Origin of the sequence: Klebsiella sp. D5A, from assembly GCF_001620885.1 — a bacterium.
Classification (GTDB): Bacteria; Pseudomonadota; Gammaproteobacteria; order Enterobacterales; family Enterobacteriaceae; genus Klebsiella; species Klebsiella variicola.
The window spans coordinates 236,008-261,793 of sequence record NZ_LOAR01000008.1; the positions used below are offsets into that span (position 1 = coordinate 236,008).

The following is a 25,786-nucleotide window of genomic DNA, read 5'->3' on the forward strand; positions in this document are numbered from 1 at the left end:
AAAAAAAAGGGCTGACCTGCGTCAGCCCCTGAGATTATAACGGGTCTACCTTAAGGCAGGAAACCGCATGGCGGAAACTGCCCTCCAGTACCGGGCGGGTTTTCGCACACTCTGGCCCGGCGAGCGGGCAGCGGGTGCGGAACACGCAGCCCGACGGCGGGTTAATTGGCGAGGGTAATTCGCCCTCCAGCAACTGAATAGTTTTCGCTTTCTCGAGATCAGGATCGGGGATCGGTACCGCCGACATCAGCGCTTTGGTATAGGGATGCAGCGGATTATGATACACCTCGTCGTAGGTGCCCAGCTCCACCGCATGGCCCAGATACATCACCAGGACGCGGTCGGAGATATGTTTAACCACCGCCAGATCGTGGGCGATAAATATCAGCGACAGCCCCATCTCACGCTGCAGCTGCTGCAGCAGATTGACCACCTGAGCCTGAATCGACACGTCAAGCGCAGATACTGGCTCATCGCAGATAATCAGCTTCGGCTCAAGGATCAACGCCCGCGCGATGCCGATACGCTGGCACTGACCGCCGGAGAACTCATGCGGATAGCGGTTAATCAGATTAGGCAGCAACCCGACCTTCATCATCATCGCTTTGACGCGATCACGAACTTCCTGACGCGACATCTTCGGATGATAGGTGCGCAGCGGTTCAGCGATAATCTCCCCGATGGTCATGCGCGGATTCAGTGAGGCCAGCGGATCCTGGAAGATCATCTGGATATCGCTGCGCACATCGCGCCACTCTTCCTGCTTCATACCCAGCAGATCTTTCCCAAGCCAGGCCACTTTGCCATCGGTCGCTTTCACCAGGCCAATAATGGCGCGGGCGAAGGTCGATTTGCCGCAGCCTGACTCCCCTACCACACCGAGGGTTTCCCCCTCATAGAGGCGCAACGTCACGCCATCCACTGCTTTCAGCGTTTTCGACGGCTGCCAGAACCACTGCTTGCCATCTTTGATATCGAAGTGCACCTTCAGGTCGGCAATTTCAAGCAGGACTTTTCGTTGTTCAGTTACGGCGTTCATAGCAGATCCCCCACCGGTTTAAAGCAGGCGCGCAGGCGGCCTGGCGCGAACGACTCCAGCGGCGGTGCGCTGCTACACTGCTCCATGGCGTGCGGGCAGCGCGGCTGGAATGGACAGCCTTTCGGCAATCGCAGCAGGTTTGGCGGGTTGCCAGGGATGGTTAACAACGCATCGCCCTCGGCATCCAGACGAGGAACTGCATTCAACAGGCCAATAGAGTATGGATGTGACGGTTGATAGAAGACATCGCGCGCCTGACCGTACTCCATGGTGCGCCCGGCGTACATCACCAGCACTTTATCGCAGATCCCGGCCACCACCCCGAGGTCGTGGGTGATCATGATGATTGCCGTATTGAATTCGCGTTTAAGCTCATTCAACAGCGTCATGATCTGCGCCTGCACGGTGACGTCCAGCGCGGTGGTGGGTTCATCCGCAATCAGCAGCCGCGGCCGACACAGCAGCGCCATGGCAATCATCACGCGCTGGCGCATCCCGCCGGAAAACTCGTGCGGAAACATCTTCATGCGCTTGCGCGCTTCCGGCATTTTTACCGCATCGAGCATCTTCACCGACTCTTCAAACGCTTCGGCTTTGCTCAGTCCTTTATGCAACATCAGGACTTCCATTAACTGCTCGCCCACCCGCATATACGGGTTAAGAGAGGTCATCGGATCCTGGAAAATCATCGAGATTTGCTCGGCGCGCAGTTTGTTCAGTTCACGCTCGGGCAAATTGAGGATCTGCCGACCGTTAAAGGTGGCGGATCCTCCGATGCGGCCGTTGGCCGCCAGCAGCCCCATCAGAGCGAAGGCGGTTTGCGATTTACCGGAGCCAGATTCGCCCACAATGCCGAGCGTCTCGCCCGCCTGCAGGGTGAAGTTCAGGTCATTGACGGCGGTGACATCGCCATCCGGCGTTTTAAAGGTGACGCGGAGATCTTTCACGTCCAGCAGCAGGCCGCTGTGACTCTGCGCTTGCGGCGCCTTTGCCGTTTCAATCATGGTCATGGCAGCGCTCCTTAGCGGTCTTTCGGGTCGAGGGCATCACGCAGACCATCGCCGATAAAGTTGAAACAGAACAGGGTCACCACCAGGAAACCCGCCGGGAACAGCAGCAGCCAGGGCGAGACTTCCATTGAGTTGGCGCCATCGCTGAGCAATGCTCCCCAACTGCTGAGCGGCTCCTGGGTTCCCAGCCCGAGGAAGCTGAGGAAGGATTCGAAGAGGATCATGCTGGGGACCAGCAGCGAGGCGTACACTACCACCACCCCCAGTACGTTGGGGACGATATGGCGCAGCACGATGCTGGCCGTGGAGACCCCACCGACCTGCGCGGCTTCGATAAACTCTTTACGCTTCAGGCTCAAGGTCTGTCCGCGCACGATACGCGCCATATCCAGCCAGGAAACCATGCCGATGGCAACAAAGATCAGCAGGATATTCTGACCAAAAAAGGTCACCAGCAGGATGACGAAGAACATAAACGGGAAGGAGTTGAGGATCTCCAGCAGACGCATCATCACCGAATCCACTTTGCCGCCGAGATAACCGGAAAGCGAACCGTACAGCGTGCCGAGGATCACCGCCACCAGCGCCGCTGCCACCCCGACCATCAGCGAAATGCGCCCGCCGATCGCCACGCGCACCAGCAGGTCGCGCCCGGAGGAGTCGGTTCCGAAGTAGTGGCCTGAAGCCATATCCGGGGCATTGGACATCATGCCCCAGTCGGTATCGAAGTAGGAGAACGACGACACCATCGGCGCAAAGGTGACAAACAGCGCAATAAGCACCAGCATGATCAGGCTGGTCACCGCGGCGCGGTTATGCATAAAGCGGCGACGCGCGTCCTGCCAGAGGCTACGCCCCTCCACTTCCAGCTTCTCACTGAAGTTTTCCAGCGCCTCGCTATTTTTCTTACTTAACATCATGGCGAACTCCGGCTTCAGTAGCGAATCTTCGGATCGATAACGGCGTACAGCACGTCAACGATGGCGTTGAACAGGATAGTCAGGGCGCCAACGAGGATCGTCAGGCTCAGCACCAGCGAGTAGTCGCGGTTAAGCGCCCCGTTAACGAACAGCTGGCCGATCCCCGGCAGGCCGTAAATGGTTTCAATGACCATTGAGCCGGTGATGATGCCCACGAAAGCTGGCCCCATATAGGAGAGCACCGGCAGCAGCGCCGGCTTCAGCGCATGGCGCAAAATAATGCGGCGCATCGGCAGCCCTTTTGCCCGCGCGGTGCGGATAAAGTTAGAGTGCAACACTTCTATCATCGAGCCGCGGGTGATACGGGCGATACTGGCGATATAGGCCAGGGAAAGCGCCACCATCGGCAGGATCATAAATTTCAGCGCTCCGCCGTTCCAGCCGCCGCCCGGCAGCCAGTGCAGGGTAATGGCAAAAATCATCACCAGCAGCGGCGCCACCACAAAGCTCGGAATAACCACGCCGGTCATGGCTACCCCCATCACCGCGTAGTCCCATCGGGTGTTTTGCTTCAGAGCGGCTATCACCCCGGCGGCTACGCCGATCACCACCGCGAGTAAAAAGGCGGCGAAGCCCAGTTTCGCAGAAACCGGGAAGCTGGCGGCCACCAGATCGTTGACCGAATAATCTTTGTATTTAAAGGAGGGACCAAAATCGCCATGCGCCAGTTGCTTCAGATAATTGAAGTACTGCGTCATGATAGGGTCGTTTAAATGGTATTTTGCTTCAATATTCGCCATGACTTCCGGCGGCAGGGTGCGCTCCCCGGTAAAAGGACTTCCCGGTGCCAGACGCATCATGAAGAATGAGATGGTAATAAGAATAAATAGCGTCGGAATCGCTTCCAGACAGCGACGTAAGATAAATTTTAACATTGCCCGTACCTTCTGGCGTGTGCCTTTGCACTGCTCTCAAATAAGACACGATGGAGCGAGCACAGGCCCGCCCCACGTATTGCCATTAATGTTTGATAACGTAGAGATCTTTGGTATAGACGTTATCCATCGGGTCTTTACCGGTATAGCCCCCAACCCACGGTTTCACCAGGCGGGCGTTGACGTAGTAATAGACCGGTACGATCGCGCTGTCTTTGTCCAGCTGCTGTTCCGCTTTCGCATAGGCTGCCGTACGCTGCGCTTCATCAGACGCTTTTACGGATTCAGCCATAATCTTGTCGAACGCCGGGCTCTTATAGTGCGCAGTGTTCATTGAGCTGTCAGAGAGCATGGTATTCAGGAAGGAAGTTGGCTCGTTATAGTCGGCGCACCAGCCTGCGCGTGCCACGTCATAGGTGCCCTGGTGACGGGTATCGAGGAACGTTTTCCACTCCTGGTTAACCAGCTTCACGTCAATGCCCAGGTTTTTACGCCACAGCGAGGCGGCGGCAATCGCCAGCTTCTTGTGCAAATCGGAGGTGTTATACAGCAGGTTAAAGGTCAACGGTTTATCCGCGGTATAGCCGGCTTCGGCCAGCAGTTTCTTCGCTTCTTCGTTGCGTTTTTCCTGCGACCACGTAAACCATTCCGGCTCGCTCAGCTTCGCGCCATCGGTGTACGGCGGCGTGTAGCCGTAGGCCGGCAGATCGCCCTGTCCTTTCACTTTATTAGCAATAATGTCGCGATCCAGACCCAGCTTCAGCGCGGTACGGACGCGTACGTCGGTAAACGGCGCTTTCTGGTTGTTGATTTCGTAATAATAGGTACACAGATACGGGTCGACGTGCAGCTCGTTGGGGATCTCTTTTTTCAGCTTCTGGAAGAGTTCGATCGGCAGCTGGTTATAGGTCATGTCCAGTTCACCGCTGCGATAGCGGTTAACATAGGTCACTTCGGAAGAGGTCGGCAGCCAGGTAACGGTGTTAATGACGGTTTTAGCATTATCCCAGTAGTGCGGGTTGCGCTCCATCACGATACGTTCGTTGACCACCCAGTCTTTCAGAGTATACGCCCCGTTGGTGACGATGTTGCCAGGCTGTGTCCATTTCTCGCCAAATTTTTCAATAGCCGGTTTGTAGACAGGAGACATCGCCGGGTTAACCAGCAGCTTATAAAAATAAGGGACTGGCTCGCTGAGGGTAACTTCCAGCGTGTGGTCGTCAATGGCTTTTACGCCCAGTTCGCTCGGCGCTTTCTTGCCATCAATGATGTCGTCGACGTTAACGATATGACCATATTGCGGATAGCTGGCATAAGGAGAAGCGGTTTTCGGATCCACCAGACGCTGCCAGCTGTAGACGAAGTCCTGAGCAGTAACCGGCTCGCCGTTAGACCATTTCGCATCTTTACGCAGATGGAAGGTCCAGACTTTAAAATCTTTATTATCCCAGCTCTCTGCTACGCCAGGGATCGGGTGGCCATCTTTCGGCGAAGTATTCAGCAAGCCTTCGAAGAGGTCGCGGCTAATATTGGCCTCGGGTACCCCTTCAATTTTATTCGGGTCCAGCGATTGCGGCTCAGCGCCGCTATTTCGCACCAGCGTTTGCTTATCCGACAACTGCACACCGGCCGGGACATCCGCTGCCATAGCCATATTGCCGGCAAGCAGTGCGGATAGCACTCCCGCGGCGATCAAACGTTTTTTAGTGATGATGGTCATTGTGTTGTAACTCCAGTCATTATAATTACTGGTTTTTTAACCAGCCTGTTTTTTTCCCGTTTGCGGGGATCTGTCCAACGCAGGAGCGTTTGCGATTGGCAGATTGCTATCACCGACTTATTTATTACGACCGCTCGAACGGCAGCCTTAACGTCGATTCTTTGCCCCCTCGCTGGAGGGCAGTTCCGGCGCAGTGAGATTATTAATAATAATTCTCATTTACGCATATAATTCAGCAGACGATAACGGCGGAAATTACCAAAAGGTAAACACCTCCGCCAATGCAATTTGCAAATATGTTACCGGATTCTCTTTTATCGCCGATATTGCCCGCGATGCTCAAGATCTTCGCGGACTACCGACAAAAAAATATCATTGTTAATCATAGTGATATGATTTTTTAATCGCGTTGAGAATCGAGTATCGGCTAAAAGATGCTTTTTTGTACAAAAATTTAACAACAGGTTACTTTTTAGCACATTCATCTACTGCCTTGTTAAAATTACTAATATCATTTCGATGATCCGACAGCAAGTGCCAGAGAATGATGTGAAGAAAATAACATCGCAGGCAGGAAGAGCGTGAGGGGAAAACAATGAACAAAAACAGATATCTTAATGAAAAATATGGATTTAAAGATATTATCGCAAAACGTTATCTCAACAGCCGATCTCGCGCTGGTTAATAGGTTTTGCTAATAATCGCGCAAGCGCGAAGTGAAGCCTCCACGCTTGCATGGTGTTCCACTAATTAAGCAGTCCGGGGAACAGCGCTTTAATACCGGTTACGATAAACTCGATCCCCAGGGCCATCAGCAGCAACCCCATGATACGGGTGATGACGTTGATTCCCGTCTGTCCCAGCAGACGAACCAGCCACGGCGCCATTCGGAAAATGCCCCAGCAGCAAAGAGCGAATACCGCTATCGCCAGTGAGAACCCGACCAGGTGCACCCAGGAATGATATCGGGTGCCCCAGACAATAGTTGAACTGATTGCCCCCGGTCCGGCCATTAAGGGGAGCGCGAGAGGCACGACGCCGATGCTCTCCCGGACCGCCGTCTCCGATTTCTCCTGCTTGTTCTGCTTATCTTCGCCGAGCTTGCCGCTGATCATCGACATCGCAATGGTCACCACCAGGATGCCGCCGGCAATGCGGAAGGAATCAATCGAGATGCCAAAAATCTGCAGAATGCCATCGCCGAGAAACAACGACGTCAGGAGGATGATCGCCACCGACAGGTTTGCGGTCAGGTTGGTCTTGTTGCGCACCGCTGCCGGTTGGTAGCTGGTCATACTGATAAACACCGGAATGATGCCGACCGGGTTGACCAGGGCAAATAAGCCAATGAAAAACTTGAAATAGGTAGCAAAATCGAACAGTGGTTGAGTCACAATGGGCTCCGCAGCATCATCAAAATTGGCGGTTGACTATTAACAGCATAAAATAACTGCGCGAAACATACGCTTTTTGCATGCAATATTCATTATAAATATGCATAACCCGGTGATATGTATCGAATGTTAGTTATTTGTAGCTTTAATGCTAATCGTTTTTTTAATTTCAAAACCCTTCCATTACACTTGATCGAATCGGTTAAAAAGCAGCCAGCTGAAAGGTATCAGCCACGCCAATACTTGATCTAAATCACGTATTTTGTACTCAGAAGTGAGTAATCTTGATGACACCAACAGAGTGGAAGGCAGCATGACCTGAAAGTTAAAGTAATAGAGCTTTTTTAGTAAATCGGTAAAACAGTGTCCTGATTTTTCTACATAAACATTTACATGCAAGCTGTTAACAGCCTGTCTATAATGTCGAATCGAGCGACTGATTTACTAAAAAAGTTTAACATTATCAGGAGAGCATTATGGCTGTTACTAATATCGCTGAACTGAACGCGCTTGTTGAGCGTGTCAAGAAAGCCCAGCGTGAATATGCCAGTTTCACTCAAGAACAAGTCGATAAAATCTTCCGCGCTGCCGCTCTGGCCGCTGCAGATGCTCGAATCCCTCTCGCTAAAATGGCCGTTGCCGAATCCGGCATGGGCATCGTTGAAGACAAAGTGATCAAAAACCACTTCGCTTCCGAATACATTTACAACGCATATAAAGATGAAAAAACCTGTGGCGTCCTGTCAGAAGACGACACCTTTGGTACCATCACTATCGCTGAACCGATCGGCATCATCTGCGGTATCGTACCGACAACTAACCCGACTTCAACAGCCATCTTCAAATCGCTCATCAGCCTGAAGACACGTAACGCCATCATTTTCTCTCCGCACCCGCGTGCAAAAGAAGCCACCAACAAAGCGGCTGATATCGTACTGCAGGCTGCCATCGCGGCTGGCGCGCCGAAAGACCTGATCGGCTGGATCGATCAGCCGTCCGTAGAACTGTCTAACGCGCTGATGCATCACCCGGACATCAACCTGATCCTTGCGACCGGTGGTCCAGGTATGGTGAAAGCGGCGTACAGCTCCGGTAAACCAGCTATCGGCGTTGGTGCCGGTAACACCCCGGTGGTCATTGATGAAACGGCTGATATCAAACGTGCTGTTGCTTCCGTTCTGATGTCTAAAACCTTCGATAACGGCGTTATCTGTGCTTCTGAGCAGTCTGTTGTCGTCGTTGATTCAGTGTATGACGCGGTTCGCGAACGTTTCGCCAGCCACGGCGGCTATCTGCTGCAGGGTAAAGAGCTGAAAGCGGTTCAGGACATCATCCTGAAAAATGGCGCGCTGAACGCTGCTATCGTTGGTCAGCCAGCGGCAAAAATCGCGGAACTCGCAGGCTTCACCGTTCCGGCTACGACTAAGATCCTGATTGGCGAAGTGACCAACGTTGACGAAAGTGAACCGTTTGCTCACGAAAAACTGTCTCCGACGCTGGCGATGTATCGTGCGAAAGATTTCGAAGACGCGGTCACCAAAGCAGAAAAACTGGTTGCCATGGGCGGTATCGGTCACACCTCTTGCCTGTACACCGACCAGGACAACCAGCCGGCTCGCGTGGCTTACTTCGGCCAGATGATGAAAACCGCACGTATCCTGATCAACACCCCGGCTTCCCAGGGTGGTATCGGTGACCTGTACAACTTCAAACTCGCGCCTTCCCTGACTCTGGGTTGTGGTTCCTGGGGTGGTAACTCCATCTCTGAAAACGTTGGTCCGAAACACCTGATCAACAAGAAAACCGTTGCTAAGCGAGCTGAAAACATGTTGTGGCACAAACTTCCGAAATCTATCTACTTCCGTCGTGGCTCCCTGCCAATCGCACTGGATGAAGTGATTACTGATGGTCACAAACGCGCGCTGATCGTGACTGACCGCTTCCTGTTCAACAACGGCTATGCCGATCAGATCACTTCCGTACTGAAAGCAGCGGGCGTTGAAACCGAAGTCTTCTTCGAAGTTGAAGCTGACCCGACCCTGACCATCGTACGTAAAGGTGCCGATCTGGCGAACTCCTTCAAACCAGACGTCATCATCGCGCTGGGCGGCGGTTCCCCGATGGATGCGGCGAAAATCATGTGGGTCATGTACGAACATCCGGAAACCCACTTCGAAGAACTGGCGCTGCGCTTTATGGATATCCGTAAACGTATCTACAAGTTCCCGAAAATGGGCGTCAAAGCCAAGATGGTCGCCATCACCACCACCTCCGGTACCGGTTCTGAAGTGACGCCGTTCGCCGTAGTGACCGATGACGCAACTGGTCAGAAATATCCGCTGGCAGACTACGCGCTGACCCCAGATATGGCCATCGTTGATGCCAACCTGGTGATGGATATGCCGAAATCGCTGTGTGCGTTCGGTGGTCTGGATGCGGTGACTCACGCCCTGGAAGCTTACGTTTCCGTGCTGGCTTCTGAGTTCTCTGACGGCCAGGCTCTGCAGGCGTTGAAACTGCTGAAAGAGTACCTGCCGGCTTCCTACCACGAAGGTTCCAAGAACCCGGTTGCCCGTGAGCGCGTACACAGTGCTGCGACTATCGCCGGTATCGCGTTTGCGAACGCCTTCCTCGGCGTGTGTCACTCCATGGCGCACAAACTGGGCTCTCAGTTCCATATTCCGCACGGTCTGGCCAACGCCCTGCTGATCTGCAACGTTATTCGCTACAACGCGAATGACAACCCGACCAAGCAGACTGCGTTCAGCCAGTACGACCGTCCGCAGGCTCGTCGTCGCTACGCTGAAATCGCCGATCACCTGGGTCTCTCTGCACCGGGCGACCGCACCGCAGCGAAGATCGAGAAACTGCTGGCATGGCTGGAAAGCATCAAAGCTGAGCTGGGAATTCCGAAATCTATCCGCGAAGCTGGCGTTCAGGAAGCTGACTTCCTGGCTAACGTTGATAAGCTGTCTGAAGATGCATTCGATGACCAGTGCACCGGCGCTAACCCGCGCTACCCGCTGATCTCCGAACTGAAACAGATTCTGCTGGATACCTACTACGGCCGCGAGTTCGTCGAAGGCGAAACTGCTGCGAAAACCGACGCGGCTCCGGTGAAAGCTGAAAAAAAAGCGAAGAAATCCGCTTAATCAACAACGGTAAACATACTGCAAGCCCCGTCACCTGACGGGGCTTTTTTATGCCCGCTTGTCAGCCAATCCCGAGCTGCAGCCTTCCTGAGTATAAAAAAGGCGCCCACAGGCGCCTGTATGAGCTTCTGAGCAACTCAGCAGGAATAACGCTGGTTTTGTACCTGGGTTAAAGAACCCACGCTCAGCGCCTCTTTATAATGCTTACGACAGACGGACACATACCGCTCATTGCCGCCGATGACAACCTGCTCGCCTTCATTATAAGGTCGCCCCTCTTGATCGAGACGTAGCACCATGCTCGCCTTACGGCCGCAGAAGCAAATGGTTTTCAGCTCCACCAGCTTATCGGACCATGCCAGCAAATACTGGCTACCGGTAAAGAGCTCGCCGCGAAAATCCGTCCGCAGTCCATAGCACAGCACCGGAATATCCAGTGTATCGACAACTTCGGACAGCTCATGAACCTGTTCGCGCGTCAGAAACTGGCTTTCATCCACCAGCACGCAGTGAATTGGCTTAAGCTTGTGCTCTGCCGCAATATCGTTAAATAGCGACGTCTGCGGATTATACAACCGGGCCGGCGAGGAGAGGCCGATACGCGAGCTGACTTTTCCAGCACCGAAGCGGTCATCTATCTCAGCGGTATAAACGATGGTACGCATCCCCCGCTCCTGGTAATTGTACGAAGATTGCAACAGAGCGGTCGACTTACCTGCATTCATTGCAGAGTAGTAGAAATAAAGTTGTGCCATCGGCTGCGTGACCCCAATCAAAGTGTTTTATCGCGGCGGCGATTGTACCATATTTTATGCGTACAGCCGCCCTTTCCGCAGGGGTATTGTCGCAGCGCTGAAGGGCATGGAAACGGAAAGGGTGACGTGGATGAATTGAATTTACAGGGCCATTATTTGTACGCCCCGTTACGCTATCGGTGAGGTAACCATTGTCTTTTCGTGCTTATAGGACCAGTATCCATGCACTATAAGCGGGCTTGCGGGTTGTTTTATATTAAGGCGCGTAACCAAAAATGCGCTAATACTGACGAGGGTTATTTACCCATGCAAAGGATAATTTTTCTCACTGAACCTCAGAAAAAGCATATGGTCTCAGTGTTTTAGCTGGCCCCCTACTCATGGCTATAAGGAGCAAAGATGTGAAGCGGCACGAGAATTTTAACTTAAATTAATTAATTCCCGCGACAAATAACCAGTAATTTTGAATTCCTTACATTCTCCCCTATTGCACAACGCATTTTATCGCTCTATTATTAGTTCAACAAACCACCCCACAATATAAGTTTGAGATTACTACAATGAGCGAAGCACTTAAAATTTTGAACAACATCCGTACTCTTCGTGCGCAGGCAAGAGAATGCACCCTTGAAACGCTCGAAGAAATGCTGGAAAAATTAGAAGTCGTTGTTAACGAGCGCCGTGAAGAAGAAAACGCCGCCGCAGCAGAAATTGAAGAGCGTACACGTAAGCTGCAGCAATACCGTGAAATGCTGATTGCTGACGGTATTGACCCGAATGAACTGCTGAGCACTATGGCTGCCGTTAAAGCCGGTACCAAAACTAAGCGTGCTGCACGTCCGGCTAAATATAGCTATGTAGACGAAAACGGCGAAACCAAAACCTGGACTGGCCAGGGCCGTACTCCTGCGGTGATCAAAAAAGCAATGGACGAACAAGGTAAATCACTGGACGATTTCCTGATCTAATCTCCGTTGTCGCAATATTAAAAATCCCGCTCCGGCGGGATTTTTTTTGCCCTCAGGCTCGATAAACAAAACCGGGAGTCGCTGACGCGCTCCCGGTTTCTGGCTTTTAATCGCGCTGCGGATTACTTCGTCACCGCGGTTTCCAGCCAGGCTTTAAAATCGTCACCAAGCGTCTTGTGACGAATACCATATTCGACAAACGCCTGCATGTAGCCAAGCTTATTGCCGCAGTCATGGCTCTTGCCCTTCATATGATAAGCTTCAACCGTTTCTTTCTCGATCAGCATATCAATCGCGTCAGTCAGCTGAATTTCATCACCGGCGCCCGGAGGGGTCTTCGCCAGCAGCGGCCAAATATCTGCGCTGAGGACATAGCGCCCCACTACCGCCAGGTTGGACGGCGCAACGTCAGCTTTTGGCTTCTCGACCACGCCCACCATCGGCACACTTTCGCCCGGCTTCAGGGATTCGCCTTTGCAATCGACCACGCCATACGCGGTCACATCCTCGACAGGCTCAACCATAATCTGGCTAGCGCCAGTCTCATCAAAACGAGAGATCATCTCCGCAAGGTTATCACGGCTCAGATCGGACTCAAATTCATCCAGAATAACGTCTGGCAGAATAACCGCTACCGGCTCATCACCCACTACCGGATGTGCGCACAGCACGGCGTGACCAAGGCCTTTCGCCAGGCCCTGACGAACTTGCATAATTGTCACGTGCGGCGGGCAAATAGACTGCACTTCTTCCAGAAGCTGGCGTTTTACACGTTTTTCCAGCATCGCTTCCAGCTCAAAACTGGTATCGAAATGGTTTTCGATAGAGTTTTTCGATGAGTGCGTTACCAGAACAATTTCAGTAATTCCTGCAGCGATACATTCATTAACAACGTACTGAATTAACGGCTTATCTACCAGCGGCAGCATTTCTTTTGGAATTGCTTTGGTGGCAGGCAGCATCCTGGTGCCTAATCCCGCTACCGGGATAACCGCTTTTCTGACTTTAGAATTAAGGGCAGCCATTGAAATCTCCTGGACTGTTTGTTTTTTAAACTTCTCGTTACAAATAACGTGTCGAGTATATCAGTCAACCGCGTATTCACTGGTCTGAAAAGGTTCCGATAGCCTCGAATTAGGACTTTTACGCATAAAACTGCTCGATGGTACCACCAGTATAGGGCTGCAGGTAATGCCGTCTGCTTAGATATAAACGCAATTGCTCATTCCGCAGACAACATTAAGCGTAAACGCCCCCCGGCCCCCCAAATTTGGCACTGCCATGAGGCGCAGCGCTGGCTAATTTGGTTAAGATAGGCATCGCCCAGCGTCCCTAAAGGAACGCCATTACTTATCTGAATTTGATGCTCACCGGTATTCAACGTGCCATTGAGCCCTGCGGACACCAGAATTAAATTTTTCAGTCCACTGTGGTAATAACCCACCAGCAAAGGGAACTGACCGGGAAGATTCGCCTGGCGGAGTAACTGATTGACCTGTTTTAACAGACTCCCCATTTCAGGTAGCCGTTGCCCCTGATGCGCCAGTTGCTCTTGCAACAGGCTATTGAATAGCGCGCGCAGTAATAAAGCCGCCAGCACGCCATTATCCCCTGCTCGTGTGACATCCAGACAATAGAAAGCCAAATCATTTTCCGAGAGCGGCGCAATATCGAGCACCAGCCCCGGCTTATCCGCCGATACCAGCTGTCGATAATGAATGCGGCAATGTGACATTTCCTGTTGCACCGGAGGCTGTAGCTCCTGCAGCAGTCTCGATGCGGCGGTCGGATTACTGACCAGCGCGTCCCAGTCCTCAAATAAACGCTCTTCCTCTTCCACACGTGAACTAAACATCGCGGGATACAGGCAGGCATAAACGGTCTCACGCAGGCGATCGAAATCTTTCACCGGTTTTAACAGCACATCCTGGACGCCCAGCCGTAACGCTTTGGCAATATCCGCCATGTTTTCGGTGGCGGAAATCATCAGTATCGGTAGCTGCTCGCCGCGGTTACGCAGCGTCTCGACCAGTTCCAGACCGTTCATTCTCGGCATTGAAATGTCGCAAATCATCAGGTCCGGACGCACCTCGGTCATTTTATGCAGGGCATCCATGCCATCTTCCGCCAGCCAGGTCGTTGCTCCCAGCGAGGCCAGCCATCCATGCAAGAGTGAGCGGAAAACGGGTTCGTCTTCAACTATCAGAATCTGTTTTCCCGCCAATGGCTGCGTCATGATATCTCCCCTGGCTGACGATAATTCAATAGTGGCACGCTATTCTCACTATCGCCTGTCAGATTTTACTTAAGTCAGGTACTTGTACGTCAAACCGCTGTACGCACTAAGGGTAATAGTTCATCCATTTTCTTTTCCACGGCCAATTGGCCCGCGGCAATCGCCTCTCCTGCGCGATGGAAGTCGAGCGTCGACACTTGCGGACAGTATGGCTGCAGCAGGATATCCGGCGGGTCACCCGCCATGCGGTTGCGTTTAAGACGGTTCTCCAGAACCTGGATAGACGTGGTCATGATCTCCATCGCCGTCGGCGTCACGGCCGTACGACGGGAGCTCATTTGCGTCAATCGCGCGCGCAGACGAGTATGCCATGGGCCCTCCTTCTCTTCAGCTTCCGGCCGCGGCGTTTCGAGGGAAAATAAATCTTGCTGCATGAGATGGGCATCATGTTGCAGGTCAACGGCAATCACGATATCGGCCCCCATTGCCCGCGTCAGCGACACGGGAACCGGGTTGACCACTGCGCCATCGACCAGCCAGTAACCATTATGCCTCACCGGCGCCATCAGTCCAGGCATGCTGCAGGAGGCTCGAACGGCTAAATGCAGATCGCCTTCAGTAAACCACAGTTCCCGGCCGGTACTTAAATTGGTCGCGACGGCAGCAAACCGACGCTCGCAGCGTTCGATATCGGTCACCGGCATAATACGACGGTAATGATTGAATACCTTTTCACCGCGCAGCAGGCCCCCACGTCGCCAGGAGAGGTCCATCAGCTTCAGGACATCCCAGTTGCTGAATGAGCAGATCCATGACTCGAGCGCCGGGAGCCGGTTGCAGGCATACGCCGCCCCTACCAGCGAACCGATAGAACACCCCGCGACGATATCAATCTCGATACCAGCCCGACGGAGGGCGTTGATGACGCCAATGTGCGACCATCCTCGGGCAGCTCCCGCCCCTAACGCCAGACCAATTTTAAGCTTTCTCATTATTACTGATAACTATCCTTCCACTCTGAGCGTGGCAACATTGTCACGGCTCAGTTAACATAAACACCTTTGGCGTTGAAGCGCCGTAATTCTATCTTCCATGGAGGCAGTTTTGTCGCAATTATGCCCCTGTGGCAGCGCACTGGAGTATAGCTCATGTTGCCAGCGATATCTGTCCGGCGCAGAGCTTGCGCCAGGCCCGTCACAGCTTATGCGCTCCCGCTATAGCGCGTTCGTCATGAAAGATGCCGACTATCTGATCAAAACCTGGCATCCGTCCTGTCAGGCGCAGACGTTTCGCGCCGAGCTGGAGAAGGGGTTCAGCCAGACCGAGTGGCTGGGTTTAACCCTATTCGCCAGTGATGAAGGGCGAGTCCCAAATGAAGGCTTTGTCAGCTTTGTCGCCCGCTTTAATGACAATAACCGTCCGGGCGCCATTATTGAACGTTCCAGATTCTTAAAAGAAAATGGACAGTGGTACTATATCGACGGGACACGACCGCTGATTGGTCGTAATGACCCCTGCCCTTGCGGCTCAGGTAAAAAATTTAAAAAATGCTGCGGCCAGTAACGCTGCCGTAGCGCTTGCAAACACTACAGGATTTTCCTCGCGATGCATTCATTACAACGTAAAGTACTACGCACTATTTGCCCTGATCAGAAAGGCCTCATCGCGCGTATCACCAATATCTGCTACAAACACGAACTTAACATTGTGCAGAACAATGAATTTGTTGACCACCGTACCGGTCGTTTCTTTATGCGCACCGAACTGGAGGGCATTTTTAACGACGCTATTCTGCTGGCCGATCTGGATAGCGCCCTGCCGGAAGGTTCCATCCGCGAACTGAATCCGGCAGGCCGTCGCCGGGTGGTCATTCTGGTGACCAAAGAGGCGCACTGCCTTGGCGATCTGCTGATGAAAGCCAACTACGGCGGACTGGATGTCGATATCGCCGCGGTTATCGGCAACCATGACACGCTGCGCCCGCTGGTGGAGCGTTTTGGTATTCCGTTTGAGCTGGTCAGCCACGAAGGGTTAAGCCGCGAAGAACACGACAAGCAGATGGGGGATGCCATTGCGGCACATGAGCCGGATTACGTGGTACTGGCCAAGTATATGCGCGTCCTCACCCCGGAGTTTGTCGCCCGATTCCCGAACAAAATCATCAATATTCACCATTCATTTTTGCCGGCGTTTATCGGCGCCCGTCCTTATCATCAGGCCTATGAGCGCGGCGTGAAGATCATTGGCGCCACCGCCCACTATGTGAATGACAATCTGGATGAAGGCCCAATCATCATGCAGGACGTGATTCATGTCGATCATACCTATACTGCAGAAGATATGATGCGCGCTGGCCGCGATGTCGAAAAAAACGTCTTGAGCCGGGCGCTGTATCAGGTACTGGCGCAGCGCGTCTTCGTTTACGGTAACCGGACGATTATTCTTTAATCGACTGAGAAATGAATTGGTTAGCTTTACGGCGTTACGCGTAAAAATCAGGCAACCAGTTTATTTTTGTCAAACGAATGCTTTACAGGGGCGCATCATTTGGTATGATGCGCCCCGCTTCCCGAGAAGGAAGCAGGCCAGTACCAAGCATTACCCCGTGGTGGGGTTCCCGAGCGGCCAAAGGGAGCAGACTGTAAATCTGCCGTCATCGACTTCGAAGGTTCGAATCCTTCCCCCACCACCATTATTCACTACAGTGATATGGTTTCTCCGACAAGCGTAAACGATGTTTGCACTTAGCGGGAAGGGTAAGAACCTTCGACTAAGGTTCGACTCGAGCGCCAGCGAGAGAGCGTTGCCACAGGCAACGGCCCGAAGGGCGAGGAGCGATAGCGACGAGTTATCCTTCCCCCACCACCATTCATTTTGCTGAATAGCCTACAATGTGATTTTACCCCTGGTGGGGTTCCCGAGCGGCCAAAGGGAGCAGACTGTAAATCTGCCGTCATCGACTTCGAAGGTTCGAATCCTTCCCCCACCACCATCCTCTTAAAAAACACCGCAATCCAATTACTCTACGATATTCTATATTCTACCCTACGGGGAAGGATGAGAAGCTTCGACTAAGGTTCGACTCGAGCGCCAGCGAGAGAACGTTGCCGCAGGCAACGGCCCGAAGGGCGAGAAGCGATAGCGACGAGTTATCCTTCCCCCACCACCATCTCCCCATGTCATGCCCAGCTTAATCTACCTACGATATTCTATATTCTGCCCTACGGGGAAGGATGAGAAGCTTCGACTAAGGTTCGACTCGAGCGCCAGCGAGAGAACGTTGCCGCAGGCAACGGCCCGAAGGGCGAGAAGCGATAGCGACGAGTTATCCTTCCCCCTCTATTCTCGCGCTCTCTGCAACCACCTGTACTGCTACCTCCTCGCTCGCGCTTCGCTTAGCGAGGCTACAGGTGGCGCCGTCTGGTAAGCCCGGACAGGTGCGCAGCACCGCCTCCGGGAAACTCACAGCGGTGGCAAACGCCTTTTTACCGGCGAGCTTTTCACCACCGAGGTGTTACACTGCGCATACTCGGCCAGACCGTCCAGCAGGGTATCCAGCTGGGCAATATCGCGCACCACGAGGCGCATCACGAAACAATCTTCCCCGGTCACTTTGTCACTTTCAATGCATTCCGGCATCGCCTGGATATATTTATCCACTTTCTGCAGCAGCCCAGGCAGCGGCCGGACCCGCACCAGCGCCTGGAGGCTGTAGCCCAGCGCGGCGAGATTCACCCGCGCACCATAGCCCTGAATGACGCCCCGCTCCTCCAGGCGCTTCACCCGCTCGGCCGTGCTCGGCGAGGTCAGCCCTACTCGCGCGCTCAATACCTTTAGCGAGACTCTGGCATCCTGAGTCAGGCAAGTGAGGATGGCCCGGTCAATTTCATCAAGTACGTCATTCATGTTTTTCACCTAATTATAAAAGGCATTCGCGTCTTTCTACCTTAATTCAGCCATATCACCCTGTCAGGGTTTTTCGCACAATAACTGAAAAATGATGGAGGTGAAAAATGCAACTTACCCGCGGCGTCTGGCAAATGAGCCTGGCAATGATAATCTCCGGCTCGATCGGCGCGTTCGTGCTGCTCTCTGGTTTGCCGGTGATGGATGTGGTGTTCTGGCGCTGCCTGATTGGCGCGCTAACCTTACTGGTGTTTATCGTGTTAAGCGGCCAGCCCTTCAGCCGGCTAACGCGTTTCACTCTCGCTCTGGCAGTGATTGGCGGCGCGGCGCTGGTCGTCAACTGGCTGCTGCTGTTTGCCGCCTATTCGCGGATCTCAATCGGTATGGCCACCGTGGTCTATAACACCCAGCCGTTTATGCTGGTACTGATGGGGATGGTGCTGGGGGAACGGGTCAGCGCCGTGAAATGGGGATGGCTACTGCTGGCCTTTGGCGGCGTAGTGATCCTGTTGTCAAGCGAGCTGACGTCTGCGCATGGAGAGGGGCTTACCACCGGCGTTTTGCTGGCGCTGGGCGCGGCATTCTTCTATGCCCTGACCGCCATTATCGCGCGCAAATTGCATCCGCTCCCCGCGCAGCATATCGCCTTTATTCAGGTGCTCGTTGGCGTCGTGATGCTGCTGCCGCTGGTCCATGCCCCCGAATGGACGGCCAGCTTCCCCTGGCGCTATCTGCTGATCCTCGGCATCGTCCATACCGGGATCATGTATCAGCTTTTATATAGCGCGATACAGAAACTGCCGACGCCCATTACCGGTTCGCTCTCCTTTATTTATCCGCTGGTGGCAATGGTGGTCGACTATCTGGTCTTCCACCATGCGTTGACCCCTGTGCAGTTGATTGGCGGGATGCTTATTCTGTTTGCCGCCGCAGGGAATAACCTCGGCTGGGGCGAAAAAAAACCCCGCCGCGGCGGGGTCAGTGAGCAATCGCAGGCCAGTTAGCGACGGGCGCGGACAATCTGGTATTTGCGCGTCAGGTATTCGACCGGCGCGCTCCAGATATGAACCAGACGGGAGAACGGGAACAGCAGGAACAGGGTCATGCCCAGCACCAGGTGAACGCGGAAAATAAACGCCACGCCATCCAGATGCTGCGACGCGCCGCCGTGGAACGTCACCACCGACTGCGCCCAGCCGACCAGCTTCATCATTTCACTGCCGTCCATATGCTGGGCTGAGAATGGGATCGTCAGCAGGCCGAGCGCACACTGCACCATCAGCAAGGAGAGGATCAGAATATCCGCTCCGGTGGTGGTGGCGCGAACGCGCGGGCTGAGCAGACGACGCTTGAGCAGCAGTAACCCGCCCACCAGGGTCATCACGCCGCAGGCGCCGCCGGCGATCATCGCCATCTTCTGCTTGACGTCGATCGGCAGAAAGGACTCATACATCCAGTGCGGGGTCAGCATGCCGAGGAAGTGGCCGGCGAAAATACCCAGGATGCCGATATGGAACAGGTTCGACGCCAGGTTCATCCCCTTACGGTCCAGCATCTGGCTGGAGGCGGCGCGCCAGGTGTACTGGCCATAGTCATAGCGCAGCCAGCTGCCGATCAGAAACACCGAGCCCGCAATGTACGGATAAATGTCAAAGAAGAACATATTCAGGAAGTGCATTATTGCTGTCCTCCGTTAGAGATATTCAGATATTGCGGGGCTACGGCTCCGGCAAAACGACGCTGGTGAGCGGAAATTTCCGACTCGCCGCAGCCCTGGTCGGCAAAGAATTTGACCTGTTCTTCTTCCCAGACCGCGTCCAGCGCCTGCGGCGTATCGTCGCGCGCCTCGTCGGCAATCTTCTCCGCCACCTTCTGGCTGTCGACCTGAGTATTAGCCAGCTTCAGTAACAGCTCGAACAGCACCGCATAGCGACTTTCGCGCTGCTGCAGGCGCGCGCTGAGCAGGCCGAGGATCGGCGCGACGTCCCGCAGGCCGCCAAGCGCTTCCTCTTCCGGCAGTTGCGCCAGATACTCCAGATACAGCGGCAGATGATCCGGCAGCTCGTGGCTATCAAGCAGCAGACCGTGGCGCTCATACTGCGCCATCAAATCCACCATCGCCTGCCCGCGATCGCGGGATTCGCCGTGCACGTGTTCAAACAGCAGCAGCGAGGTGGCGCGGCCGCGGTCAAACAATTCGCTATACGCCGACTGGGCGTCCAGCGGATCCTGAGCCACTAAATCGCGCAGGAAAACGCCCAGCGCGTGGGCATCCTCTTTGCTGAGTTTCTCTGATGACGCGAGCGCCTCGAACATCTCTTGCTGATGCTGCCATAAGGCAGCGTCAGGGTATTCGAGCAGACGCGACATAATCACGAGTTCAATCATGCGTGCGGCTCCGTTTTGCTGGTCACGTCGATAGCGTCGATGCGACGGCTGTTGAACAGGTTGAACTGGCTGTCCGAGCCGTGGCAGCCATCGCCAAAGCTGAAGCCGCAGCCGTTTTTCTCCGGAAACGCTTCTCGCGCCTGTTCACGGTGGCTGCTCGGCACCACGAAACGATCTTCGTAGTTAGCGATCGCCAGATAGCGGTACATCTCCTGGGCCTGCGCTTCGCTCAGCCCCACCTCTTCCAGCGCGCGGGTATCGACGACGCCGTCAACGGTTTCCGCACGTTTATAGTGGCGCATCGCCAGCATGCGTTTCAGGGCCAGCAGGACCGGCTGGGTATCGCCTGCGGTCAGCAGGTTCGCCAGGTATTGCACCGGAATACGCAGGCTTTCCACGTCCGGCAGAATACCGTTGCTACCCAATTCGCCAGCGTCCGCAGCCGACTGAATTGGCGACAGAGGCGGCACGTACCAGACCATTGGCAGGGTGCGATATTCCGGGTGCAGCGGCAGGGCCAGCTTCCAGTCCATCGCCATTTTGTAGACCGGCGACTGCTGCGCAGCCTCAATGACCCCCTGCGGTACGCCATCTTTTAACGCCTGTTCAATTACTTTTGGATCGTTTGGATCCAGGAACACATCCAGCTGGCGCTGATACAGATCTTTCTCGTTCTCGGTGCTGGCGGCGTTTTCAATCGCATCTGCGTCATACAGCAGGACGCCGAGATAGCGGATACGGCCCACGCAGGTTTCGGAGCACACCGTCGGCATTCCGGATTCAATACGCGGGTAGCAGAAGATGCATTTCTCGGATTTCCCGCTCTTCCAGTTGAAATAGATCTTCTTGTACGGACAGCCGGTGATACACATCCGCCAGCCGCGGCACTTGTCCTGGTCGATCAGTACGATGCCGTCTTCTTCGCGCTTATAGATGGCGCCGCTCGGGCAGGTCGCGACGCAGGCTGGGTTCAGGCAGTGCTCGCACAAGCGCGGCAGATACATCATGAAGGTGTTTTCGAACTGACCGTACATCGCCTTCTGCATGTTGTCGAAGTTCTGATCTTTGGCGCGTTTTTCGAACTCGCCGCCGAGGATCTCTTCCCAGTTCGGACCGCTGGTGATCTTGTCCATCCGCTGGCCGGTGATCAGCGAGCGCGGACGAGCGATCGGCTGATGCTTGCTTTCCGGCGCGTTGTGCAGATTCTGGTAGTCATAATCAAACGGCTCGTAGTAATCATCGATCCCCGGCAGATGCGGGTTGGCGAAGATTTTACCCAGCAGCATCGCGCGGTTGCCCATGCGCGGCTGCAGTTTACCGTTGATTTTGCGGATCCAGCCGCCCTTCCATTTTTCCTGGTTTTCCCAGTCGTTCGGGAAGCCAACGCCAGGTTTGCTCTCCACGTTGTTGAACCAGGCGTATTCCATCCCTTCCCGGCTGGTCCAGACGTTTTTACAGGTCACCGAACAGGTATGGCAGCCGATGCACTTATCGAGATTCAGCACCATGCCGACTTGTGAACGAATTTTCATTTTACGCTCTCCTGTACCTGGTCGTTGCCTTCGCCGTCTAACCAGTTAATGTTCTTCATCTTACGTACCACTACAAACTCATCGCGGTTGGAGCCGACGGTACCGTAGTAGTTAAAGCCATAGGCCAGGTGGCCGTAGCCGCCGATCATGTGGGTCGGTTTTGGCGTAATACGGGTGACGGAGTTGTGGATCCCCCCGCGCTGACCGGTGATTTCAGATCCCGGCAGGTTCACGATGCGTTCCTGCGCGTGATACATCATGGTCATCCCGGCCGGTACACGCTGGCTCACCACCGCCCGCGCCGTCAGGGCGCCGTTGGCGTTAAACACTTCGATCCAGTCGTTATCTTCGATACCCAGATCTTTCGCATCCGCTTCGCTCATCCAGACGATCGGCCCGCCGCGCGACAGGGTCAGCATCAGCAGGTTATCGCTGTAGGTCGAGTGGATACCCCATTTCTGGTGCGGGGTCAGGAAGTTCAGCGCCTTCTCCGGGTTGCCGTTGGACTTCTCGCCCATCACCGCTTTCACCGAACGGGTGTCGATCGGCGGACGATAGACCAGCAGGCTTTCGCCAAAGTCGCGCATCCACTGATGATCCTGATACAGCGATTGACGGCCGGACAGCGTCCGCCACGGGATCAGCTCGTGAACGTTGGTATACCCAGCGTTATAGGAGACATGTTCATCTTCCAGGCCAGACCAGGTCGGGCTGGAGATAATCTTCCGCGGCTGCGCCTGAATATCGCGGAAGCGGATCTTCTCGTCTTCTTTGTTCAGCGCCAGGTGCGCGTGCTCGCGACCGGTGATCTCGCTCAGCGCTTTCCACGCCTTCACCGCCACCTGACCGTTGGTTTCCGGCGCCAGGGTGAGGATCATTTCCGCGGCGTCGATGGCCGTTTCCAGCTTCGGCTGGCCTTTCGCCGGGCCTTCCGCCTTGGTGTAGTTAAGCTTACGCAGCAGGTCCATCTCGCTCTGGGTGTTCCAGGCGATGCCTTTCCCGCCGTTGCCGATGGTTTCCAGCAGCGGACCGATCGAGGTGAAACGTTCGTAAGTCGCCGGGTAATCACGCTCAACCGGAATAATATGCGGCGCGGTTTTCCCCGGGATGAGATCGCATTCGCCTTTTTTCCAGTCTTTGACATCCAACGGCTGCGCCATTTCCGCGGCGGAGTCGTGCTGGATCGGCAGCGTGACGACGTCGGTTTCTTTGCCAAGGTGGCCCACGCAGACTTCAGAGAATTTCTTCGCGATACCTTTATAGATATCCCAGTCGCTCTTCGATTCCCAGGCCGGGTCAACGGCGGCCGACAGCGGGTGAATAAACGGATGCATATCCGAGGTATTCATGTCGTCTTTTTCGTACCAGGTGGCGGTCGGCAGCACGATGTCGGAGTAGAGACAGGTGCTCGACAGACGGAAATCGAGGGTCACCACCAGATCCAGTTTGCCGTCGAGGCCGTTATCCCGCCATTCGACTTCTTCCGGCTTCACGCCGCCCTGCTTGCCGAGGTCTTTGCCCTGAATGCCGTTCTCGGTACCCAGCAGGTACTTGAGCATATACTCATGGCCTTTACCGGAGGAGCCCAGCAGGTTGGAGCGCCAGATAAACAGGTTACGCGGGTGGTTTTTACCATTTTCCGGCTGCTCGGCCGCAAAGCGAATCGAGCCCTCTTTCAACGACTTCACGGTGTAATCCACCGGGGTCATGCCGGCTTTTTTCGCTTCATCAGCGATACGCAGCGGGTTCACCCCTAACTGCGGCGCAGACGGCAGCCAGCCCATGCGCTCTGCGCGCACGTTAAAGTCGATCAGGTGGCCGCTGTAACGGGATTTATCCGCCATCGGAGACAGCAGTTCCTGCGCGGTCACGGTTTCATAGCGCCACTGGCTGGAGTGGTTATAGAAGTACGAGGTACTGTTCATGTGACGTGCCGGACGCTGCCAGTCAAGGGCGAACGCCAGCGGCTGCCAGCCGGTCTGCGGACGCAGTTTTTCCTGGCCCACATAGTGCGCCCAACCGCCGCCGCTCTGACCGACGCAGCCGCAGAAGACCAGCATATTGATCAGGCCGCGGTAGTTCATGTCGAGGTGGAACCAGTGGTTGAGGCCCGCCCCGACGATAATCATCGAGCGACCATGGGTCTTATCGGCGTTATCGGCAAATTCGCGTGCAGTGCGGATAATGTGCGCGCGGGAGACGCCGGTGATCTTCTCCGCCCAGGCCGGGGTGTAGGCTTTCATGTCATCGTAGCCGGTGGCGCAGTTTTCATCGTTCAGACCGCGTTCCAGGCCATAGTTGGCCATGGTCAGATCGTAAACGGTGGTCACCAGAGCGGTGGAGCCGTCGGCCAACTGCAGGCGTTTGGCCGGCAGTTTGTGCAGCAGAATATTTTCGAGGTCGACTTTATTGAAGTGCTCAGAACCTTCGCCGCCGAAGTACGGGAAGCCGACACTCGCGACCTCGTCATGGCTGCCCAGCAGGCTCAGACGCAGCTCAATCTCTTCGCCAGTTTTACCGTCGCGCTGTTCGAGGTTCCATTTGCCTTTATCGCCCCAGCGGAATCCGAGGGAACCGTTCGGTACGGTCATGTCGCCCTTCTCGTCAAAGGCGACGGTTTTCCATTCCGGATTGTTCTCCTGACCAAGAGAATCCACGAGGTCGGAGGCGCGCAGCGTACGGCCTGCGGCGTAATAACCGTCGCGCTCCTCAAGCATCACCAGCATCGGCATGTCGGTATAGCGGCGCACATAATCGGTGAAATACTGGCTCGGCTTATCGAGATGGAACTCGCGCAGCATCACATGGCCCATCGCCAGCGCCATCGCGGCATCGGTACCCTGCTTCGGCGCCAGCCACAGATCGCAGAGTTTGGCGATTTCGGCGTAGTCCGGGGTGATCGCCACGGTTTTAGTGCCTTTGTAGCGGACTTCGGTAAAGAAGTGGGCATCCGGGGTACGGGTCTGCGGCACGTTGGAGCCCCAGGCGATAATGTAGCTGGAGTTATACCAGTCCGCCGATTCGGGGACGTCGGTCTGTTCGCCCCAGGTCATCGGCGAAGCTGGCGGCAGGTCGCAGTACCAGTCGTAGAAGCTCAGGCAGGTGCCGCCGATCAGCGACAGATAACGGGCGCCGGAGGCGTAGGAAACCATCGACATCGCCGGGATCGGCGAGAAACCGGCCACGCGGTCCGGACCGTAAGTTTTGACGGTATAGACGTTGGAGGCGGCAATCAGCTCATTCACTTCCTGCCAGGAGGAGCGGACAAACCCGCCGCGACCGCGAGCCTGTTTGAAGCTTTTGGCTTTGTCGGCGTCTTCAATAATCGAGGCCCATGCCTCAACCGGATCGCTATGCTGAACTTTCGCTTCCCGCCACATCTTCATCAGACGTTTACGCATCAGCGGGTATTTCAGGCGGTTCGCGCTGTACAAATACCAGGAGTAGCTGGCGCCGCGCGGGCAACCGCGTGGTTCGTGGTTCGGCAGGTCCGGACGGGTGCGCGGGTAGTCAGTCTGCTGCGTTTCCCAGGTCACCAGACCGTTTTTCACATAAATCTTCCAGCTGCATGAGCCGGTGCAGTTGACACCGTGAGTGGAACGCACAATTTTGTCATGCTGCCAACGTTGACGGTATCCATCCTCCCAGTCCCGGTTGGTGTTTAGAAGCTGGCCGTGCCCATCGGCAAAGGTTTCACCCTTCTGTTTGAAGTAGCGAAACCGGTCCAGGAATTTACTCATCGGGTTTCTCCTGATATGGAGCCTGACGGCTCTCTGATAAATCGACATTGCTGGATTTGCAGCGAAGGTAACGCTATGAAAGAGGGCGAGA

General features: G+C 54.7%; 22 protein-coding genes, 2 tRNA genes and 3 other RNA genes. 11 read left to right on the forward strand and 16 right to left on the reverse strand.

Translation table 11 applies throughout. The annotated features are described in order from the left end of the window. Positions 1-34: 34 nt before the first annotated feature. The 7 genes from oppF to AS136_RS26860 form a co-directional block, all read right to left on the reverse strand. Positions 35-1,039 (reverse strand): murein tripeptide/oligopeptide ABC transporter ATP-binding protein OppF, encoded by a 1,005-nt coding sequence (gene oppF, locus AS136_RS13965; RefSeq protein ID WP_008804414.1) that lies wholly within the window; start codon positions 1,037-1,039, stop codon positions 35-37. After that, entirely contained in the window at positions 1,036-2,049 is a 1,014-nt protein-coding gene (oppD, locus tag AS136_RS13970; protein ID WP_004151853.1) for an ABC transporter ATP-binding protein, read from the reverse strand. Before oppD ends, oppF begins: the two co-directional genes overlap by 4 nt. An 11-nt stretch (positions 2,050-2,060) precedes the next feature. Then, positions 2,061-2,969, reverse strand: a complete 909-nt coding sequence (oppC, locus tag AS136_RS13975) for an oligopeptide ABC transporter permease OppC (protein ID WP_004145396.1) — start codon at positions 2,967-2,969, stop codon at positions 2,061-2,063. A gap of 14 nt (positions 2,970-2,983) precedes the next feature. Then, positions 2,984-3,904 carry an oligopeptide ABC transporter permease OppB gene (oppB, locus tag AS136_RS13980; RefSeq protein WP_002910089.1) on the reverse strand — a complete coding sequence of 307 codons (921 nt, stop codon included), beginning with the start codon at positions 3,902-3,904 and terminating at the stop codon, positions 2,984-2,986. An 85-nt stretch (positions 3,905-3,989) separates the two neighbouring features. Beyond that, positions 3,990-5,624, reverse strand: coding sequence for an oligopeptide ABC transporter substrate-binding protein OppA (gene oppA, locus AS136_RS13985; RefSeq protein ID WP_008804413.1), 1,635 nt, complete (start codon positions 5,622-5,624; stop codon positions 3,990-3,992). A 746-nt stretch (positions 5,625-6,370) separates the two neighbouring features. Continuing rightward, positions 6,371-7,018, reverse strand: coding sequence for a YchE family NAAT transporter (locus tag AS136_RS13990; protein WP_008804412.1), 648 nt, complete (start codon positions 7,016-7,018; stop codon positions 6,371-6,373). Between the two features lie 183 nt (positions 7,019-7,201). Further along, complete coding sequence (locus AS136_RS26860) at positions 7,202-7,417, reverse strand: hypothetical protein (protein WP_012541357.1); 216 nt, start codon at positions 7,415-7,417, stop codon at positions 7,202-7,204. Positions 7,418-7,494: 77 nt separating this feature from the next. On the opposite strand from AS136_RS26860, the gene adhE reads away from it, so the two are divergent. Further along, the gene (gene adhE, locus AS136_RS13995) at positions 7,495-10,170 is read left to right on the forward strand and encodes a bifunctional acetaldehyde-CoA/alcohol dehydrogenase (protein ID WP_008804411.1); all 2,676 of its coding nucleotides are present in this window, start codon (positions 7,495-7,497) and stop codon (positions 10,168-10,170) included. A gap of 137 nt (positions 10,171-10,307) precedes the next feature. Here the strand turns inward: adhE and tdk are convergent, their stop codons facing one another. Beyond that, a complete protein-coding gene (gene tdk, locus AS136_RS14000) occupies positions 10,308-10,925 on the reverse strand; it encodes a thymidine kinase (RefSeq protein WP_008804410.1) in 618 nt (205 codons plus the stop codon). A 7-nt stretch (positions 10,926-10,932) separates the two neighbouring features. Here tdk and AS136_RS28685 point away from each other — a divergent pair, with 7 nt between their 5' ends. Both AS136_RS28685 and hns read left to right on the forward strand, forming a co-directional pair. Next, positions 10,933-11,064 (forward strand): hypothetical protein, encoded by a 132-nt coding sequence (locus tag AS136_RS28685; protein ID WP_048271801.1) that lies wholly within the window; start codon positions 10,933-10,935, stop codon positions 11,062-11,064. A 421-nt stretch (positions 11,065-11,485) separates the two neighbouring features. Further along, a complete protein-coding gene (hns, locus tag AS136_RS14005; RefSeq protein WP_002910103.1) occupies positions 11,486-11,893 on the forward strand; it encodes a histone-like nucleoid-structuring protein H-NS in 408 nt (135 codons plus the stop codon). 122 nt (positions 11,894-12,015) lie between these two features. Here hns and galU read toward each other — a convergent pair whose 3' ends face one another. The 3 genes from galU to rssA form a co-directional block, all read right to left on the reverse strand. Continuing rightward, positions 12,016-12,918: a UTP--glucose-1-phosphate uridylyltransferase GalU gene (gene galU / locus AS136_RS14010; RefSeq protein ID WP_008804409.1), complete on the reverse strand. Its 903-nt coding sequence runs from the start codon at positions 12,916-12,918 to the stop codon at positions 12,016-12,018. 197 nt (positions 12,919-13,115) lie between these two features. Further along, positions 13,116-14,129 carry a two-component system response regulator RssB gene (gene rssB, locus AS136_RS14015; protein ID WP_008804408.1) on the reverse strand — a complete coding sequence of 338 codons (1,014 nt, stop codon included), beginning with the start codon at positions 14,127-14,129 and terminating at the stop codon, positions 13,116-13,118. An 89-nt stretch (positions 14,130-14,218) separates the two neighbouring features. Further along, entirely contained in the window at positions 14,219-15,121 is a 903-nt protein-coding gene (gene rssA / locus AS136_RS14020; protein WP_008804407.1) for a patatin-like phospholipase RssA, read from the reverse strand. Between the two features lie 112 nt (positions 15,122-15,233). On the opposite strand from rssA, the gene AS136_RS14025 reads away from it, so the two are divergent. The 7 genes from AS136_RS14025 to AS136_RS14055 all read left to right on the forward strand — a co-directional run bounded on the left by AS136_RS14025 (position 15,234) and on the right by AS136_RS14055 (position 17,474). Then, on the forward strand, positions 15,234-15,692 hold the full coding sequence (locus tag AS136_RS14025) for a YchJ family protein (protein ID WP_008804406.1): 459 nt from the start codon (positions 15,234-15,236) through the stop codon (positions 15,690-15,692). Positions 15,693-15,734: 42 nt separating this feature from the next. Continuing rightward, positions 15,735-16,577, forward strand: a complete 843-nt coding sequence (gene purU / locus AS136_RS14030) for a formyltetrahydrofolate deformylase (RefSeq protein WP_004203178.1) — start codon at positions 15,735-15,737, stop codon at positions 16,575-16,577. A gap of 159 nt (positions 16,578-16,736) precedes the next feature. Continuing rightward, a tRNA-Tyr gene (locus AS136_RS14035) sits at positions 16,737-16,821 on the forward strand. Between the two features lie 43 nt (positions 16,822-16,864). Further along, a non-coding RNA gene (locus AS136_RS14040) (RtT sRNA) lies at positions 16,865-16,997 on the forward strand. Between the two features lie 39 nt (positions 16,998-17,036). Continuing rightward, a tRNA-Tyr gene (locus tag AS136_RS14045) sits at positions 17,037-17,121 on the forward strand. 44 nt (positions 17,122-17,165) lie between these two features. Further along, positions 17,166-17,298, forward strand: a non-coding RNA gene (locus tag AS136_RS14050) — RtT sRNA. A 43-nt stretch (positions 17,299-17,341) separates the two neighbouring features. After that, positions 17,342-17,474, forward strand: a non-coding RNA gene (locus AS136_RS14055) — RtT sRNA. A gap of 117 nt (positions 17,475-17,591) precedes the next feature. Here the strand turns inward: AS136_RS14055 and AS136_RS14060 are convergent. Next, positions 17,592-18,035: an Lrp/AsnC family transcriptional regulator gene (locus AS136_RS14060; RefSeq protein ID WP_004152249.1), complete on the reverse strand. Its 444-nt coding sequence runs from the start codon at positions 18,033-18,035 to the stop codon at positions 17,592-17,594. Between the two features lie 107 nt (positions 18,036-18,142). On the opposite strand from AS136_RS14060, the gene AS136_RS14065 reads away from it, so the two are divergent. After that, complete coding sequence (locus tag AS136_RS14065) at positions 18,143-19,039, forward strand: DMT family transporter (protein WP_008804405.1); 897 nt, start codon at positions 18,143-18,145, stop codon at positions 19,037-19,039. Here the strand turns inward: AS136_RS14065 and narI are convergent. The 4 genes from narI to AS136_RS14085 are packed head-to-tail and all read right to left on the reverse strand — an operon-like array spanning position 19,036 to position 25,695. Then, entirely contained in the window at positions 19,036-19,713 is a 678-nt protein-coding gene (gene narI, locus AS136_RS14070; RefSeq protein ID WP_002910189.1) for a respiratory nitrate reductase subunit gamma, read from the reverse strand. The two genes, AS136_RS14065 and narI, sit on opposite strands and share 4 nt — an antisense overlap. After that, on the reverse strand, positions 19,713-20,423 hold the full coding sequence (gene narJ / locus AS136_RS14075) for a nitrate reductase molybdenum cofactor assembly chaperone (protein WP_008804404.1): 711 nt from the start codon (positions 20,421-20,423) through the stop codon (positions 19,713-19,715). The genes narI and narJ overlap by 1 nt, the downstream gene beginning before the upstream one ends. After that, positions 20,420-21,955 (reverse strand): nitrate reductase subunit beta, encoded by a 1,536-nt coding sequence (gene narH, locus AS136_RS14080; RefSeq protein ID WP_002910193.1) that lies wholly within the window; start codon positions 21,953-21,955, stop codon positions 20,420-20,422. The genes narJ and narH overlap by 4 nt, the downstream gene beginning before the upstream one ends. Then, positions 21,952-25,695: a nitrate reductase subunit alpha gene (locus tag AS136_RS14085; RefSeq protein WP_023322851.1), complete on the reverse strand. Its 3,744-nt coding sequence runs from the start codon at positions 25,693-25,695 to the stop codon at positions 21,952-21,954. The genes narH and AS136_RS14085 overlap by 4 nt, the downstream gene beginning before the upstream one ends. Positions 25,696-25,786: the final 91 nt, after the last annotated feature.

Coding starts and splice junctions, on each gene's coding strand:
- oppF (WP_008804414.1), bottom strand. CDS start 1,039: ATGAACGCCGTAACTGAACAACGAAAAGTCCTGCTTGAAATTGCCGAC.
- oppD (WP_004151853.1), bottom strand. CDS start 2,049: ATGACCATGATTGAAACGGCAAAGGCGCCGCAAGCGCAGAGTCACAGC.
- oppC (WP_004145396.1), bottom strand. CDS start 2,969: ATGATGTTAAGTAAGAAAAATAGCGAGGCGCTGGAAAACTTCAGTGAG.
- oppB (WP_002910089.1), bottom strand. CDS start 3,904: ATGTTAAAATTTATCTTACGTCGCTGTCTGGAAGCGATTCCGACGCTA.
- oppA (WP_008804413.1), bottom strand. CDS start 5,624: ATGACCATCATCACTAAAAAACGTTTGATCGCCGCGGGAGTGCTATCC.
- adhE (WP_008804411.1), top strand. CDS start 7,495: ATGGCTGTTACTAATATCGCTGAACTGAACGCGCTTGTTGAGCGTGTC.
- tdk (WP_008804410.1), bottom strand. CDS start 10,925: ATGGCACAACTTTATTTCTACTACTCTGCAATGAATGCAGGTAAGTCG.
- hns (WP_002910103.1), top strand. CDS start 11,486: ATGAGCGAAGCACTTAAAATTTTGAACAACATCCGTACTCTTCGTGCG.
- galU (WP_008804409.1), bottom strand. CDS start 12,918: ATGGCTGCCCTTAATTCTAAAGTCAGAAAAGCGGTTATCCCGGTAGCG.
- rssB (WP_008804408.1), bottom strand. CDS start 14,129: ATGACGCAGCCATTGGCGGGAAAACAGATTCTGATAGTTGAAGACGAA.
- rssA (WP_008804407.1), bottom strand. CDS start 15,121: ATGAGAAAGCTTAAAATTGGTCTGGCGTTAGGGGCGGGAGCTGCCCGA.
- purU (WP_004203178.1), top strand. CDS start 15,735: ATGCATTCATTACAACGTAAAGTACTACGCACTATTTGCCCTGATCAG.
- AS136_RS14060 (WP_004152249.1), bottom strand. CDS start 18,035: ATGAATGACGTACTTGATGAAATTGACCGGGCCATCCTCACTTGCCTG.
- AS136_RS14065 (WP_008804405.1), top strand. CDS start 18,143: ATGCAACTTACCCGCGGCGTCTGGCAAATGAGCCTGGCAATGATAATC.
- narI (WP_002910189.1), bottom strand. CDS start 19,713: ATGCACTTCCTGAATATGTTCTTCTTTGACATTTATCCGTACATTGCG.
- narJ (WP_008804404.1), bottom strand. CDS start 20,423: ATGATTGAACTCGTGATTATGTCGCGTCTGCTCGAATACCCTGACGCT.
- narH (WP_002910193.1), bottom strand. CDS start 21,955: ATGAAAATTCGTTCACAAGTCGGCATGGTGCTGAATCTCGATAAGTGC.
- AS136_RS14085 (WP_023322851.1), bottom strand. CDS start 25,695: ATGAGTAAATTCCTGGACCGGTTTCGCTACTTCAAACAGAAGGGTGAA.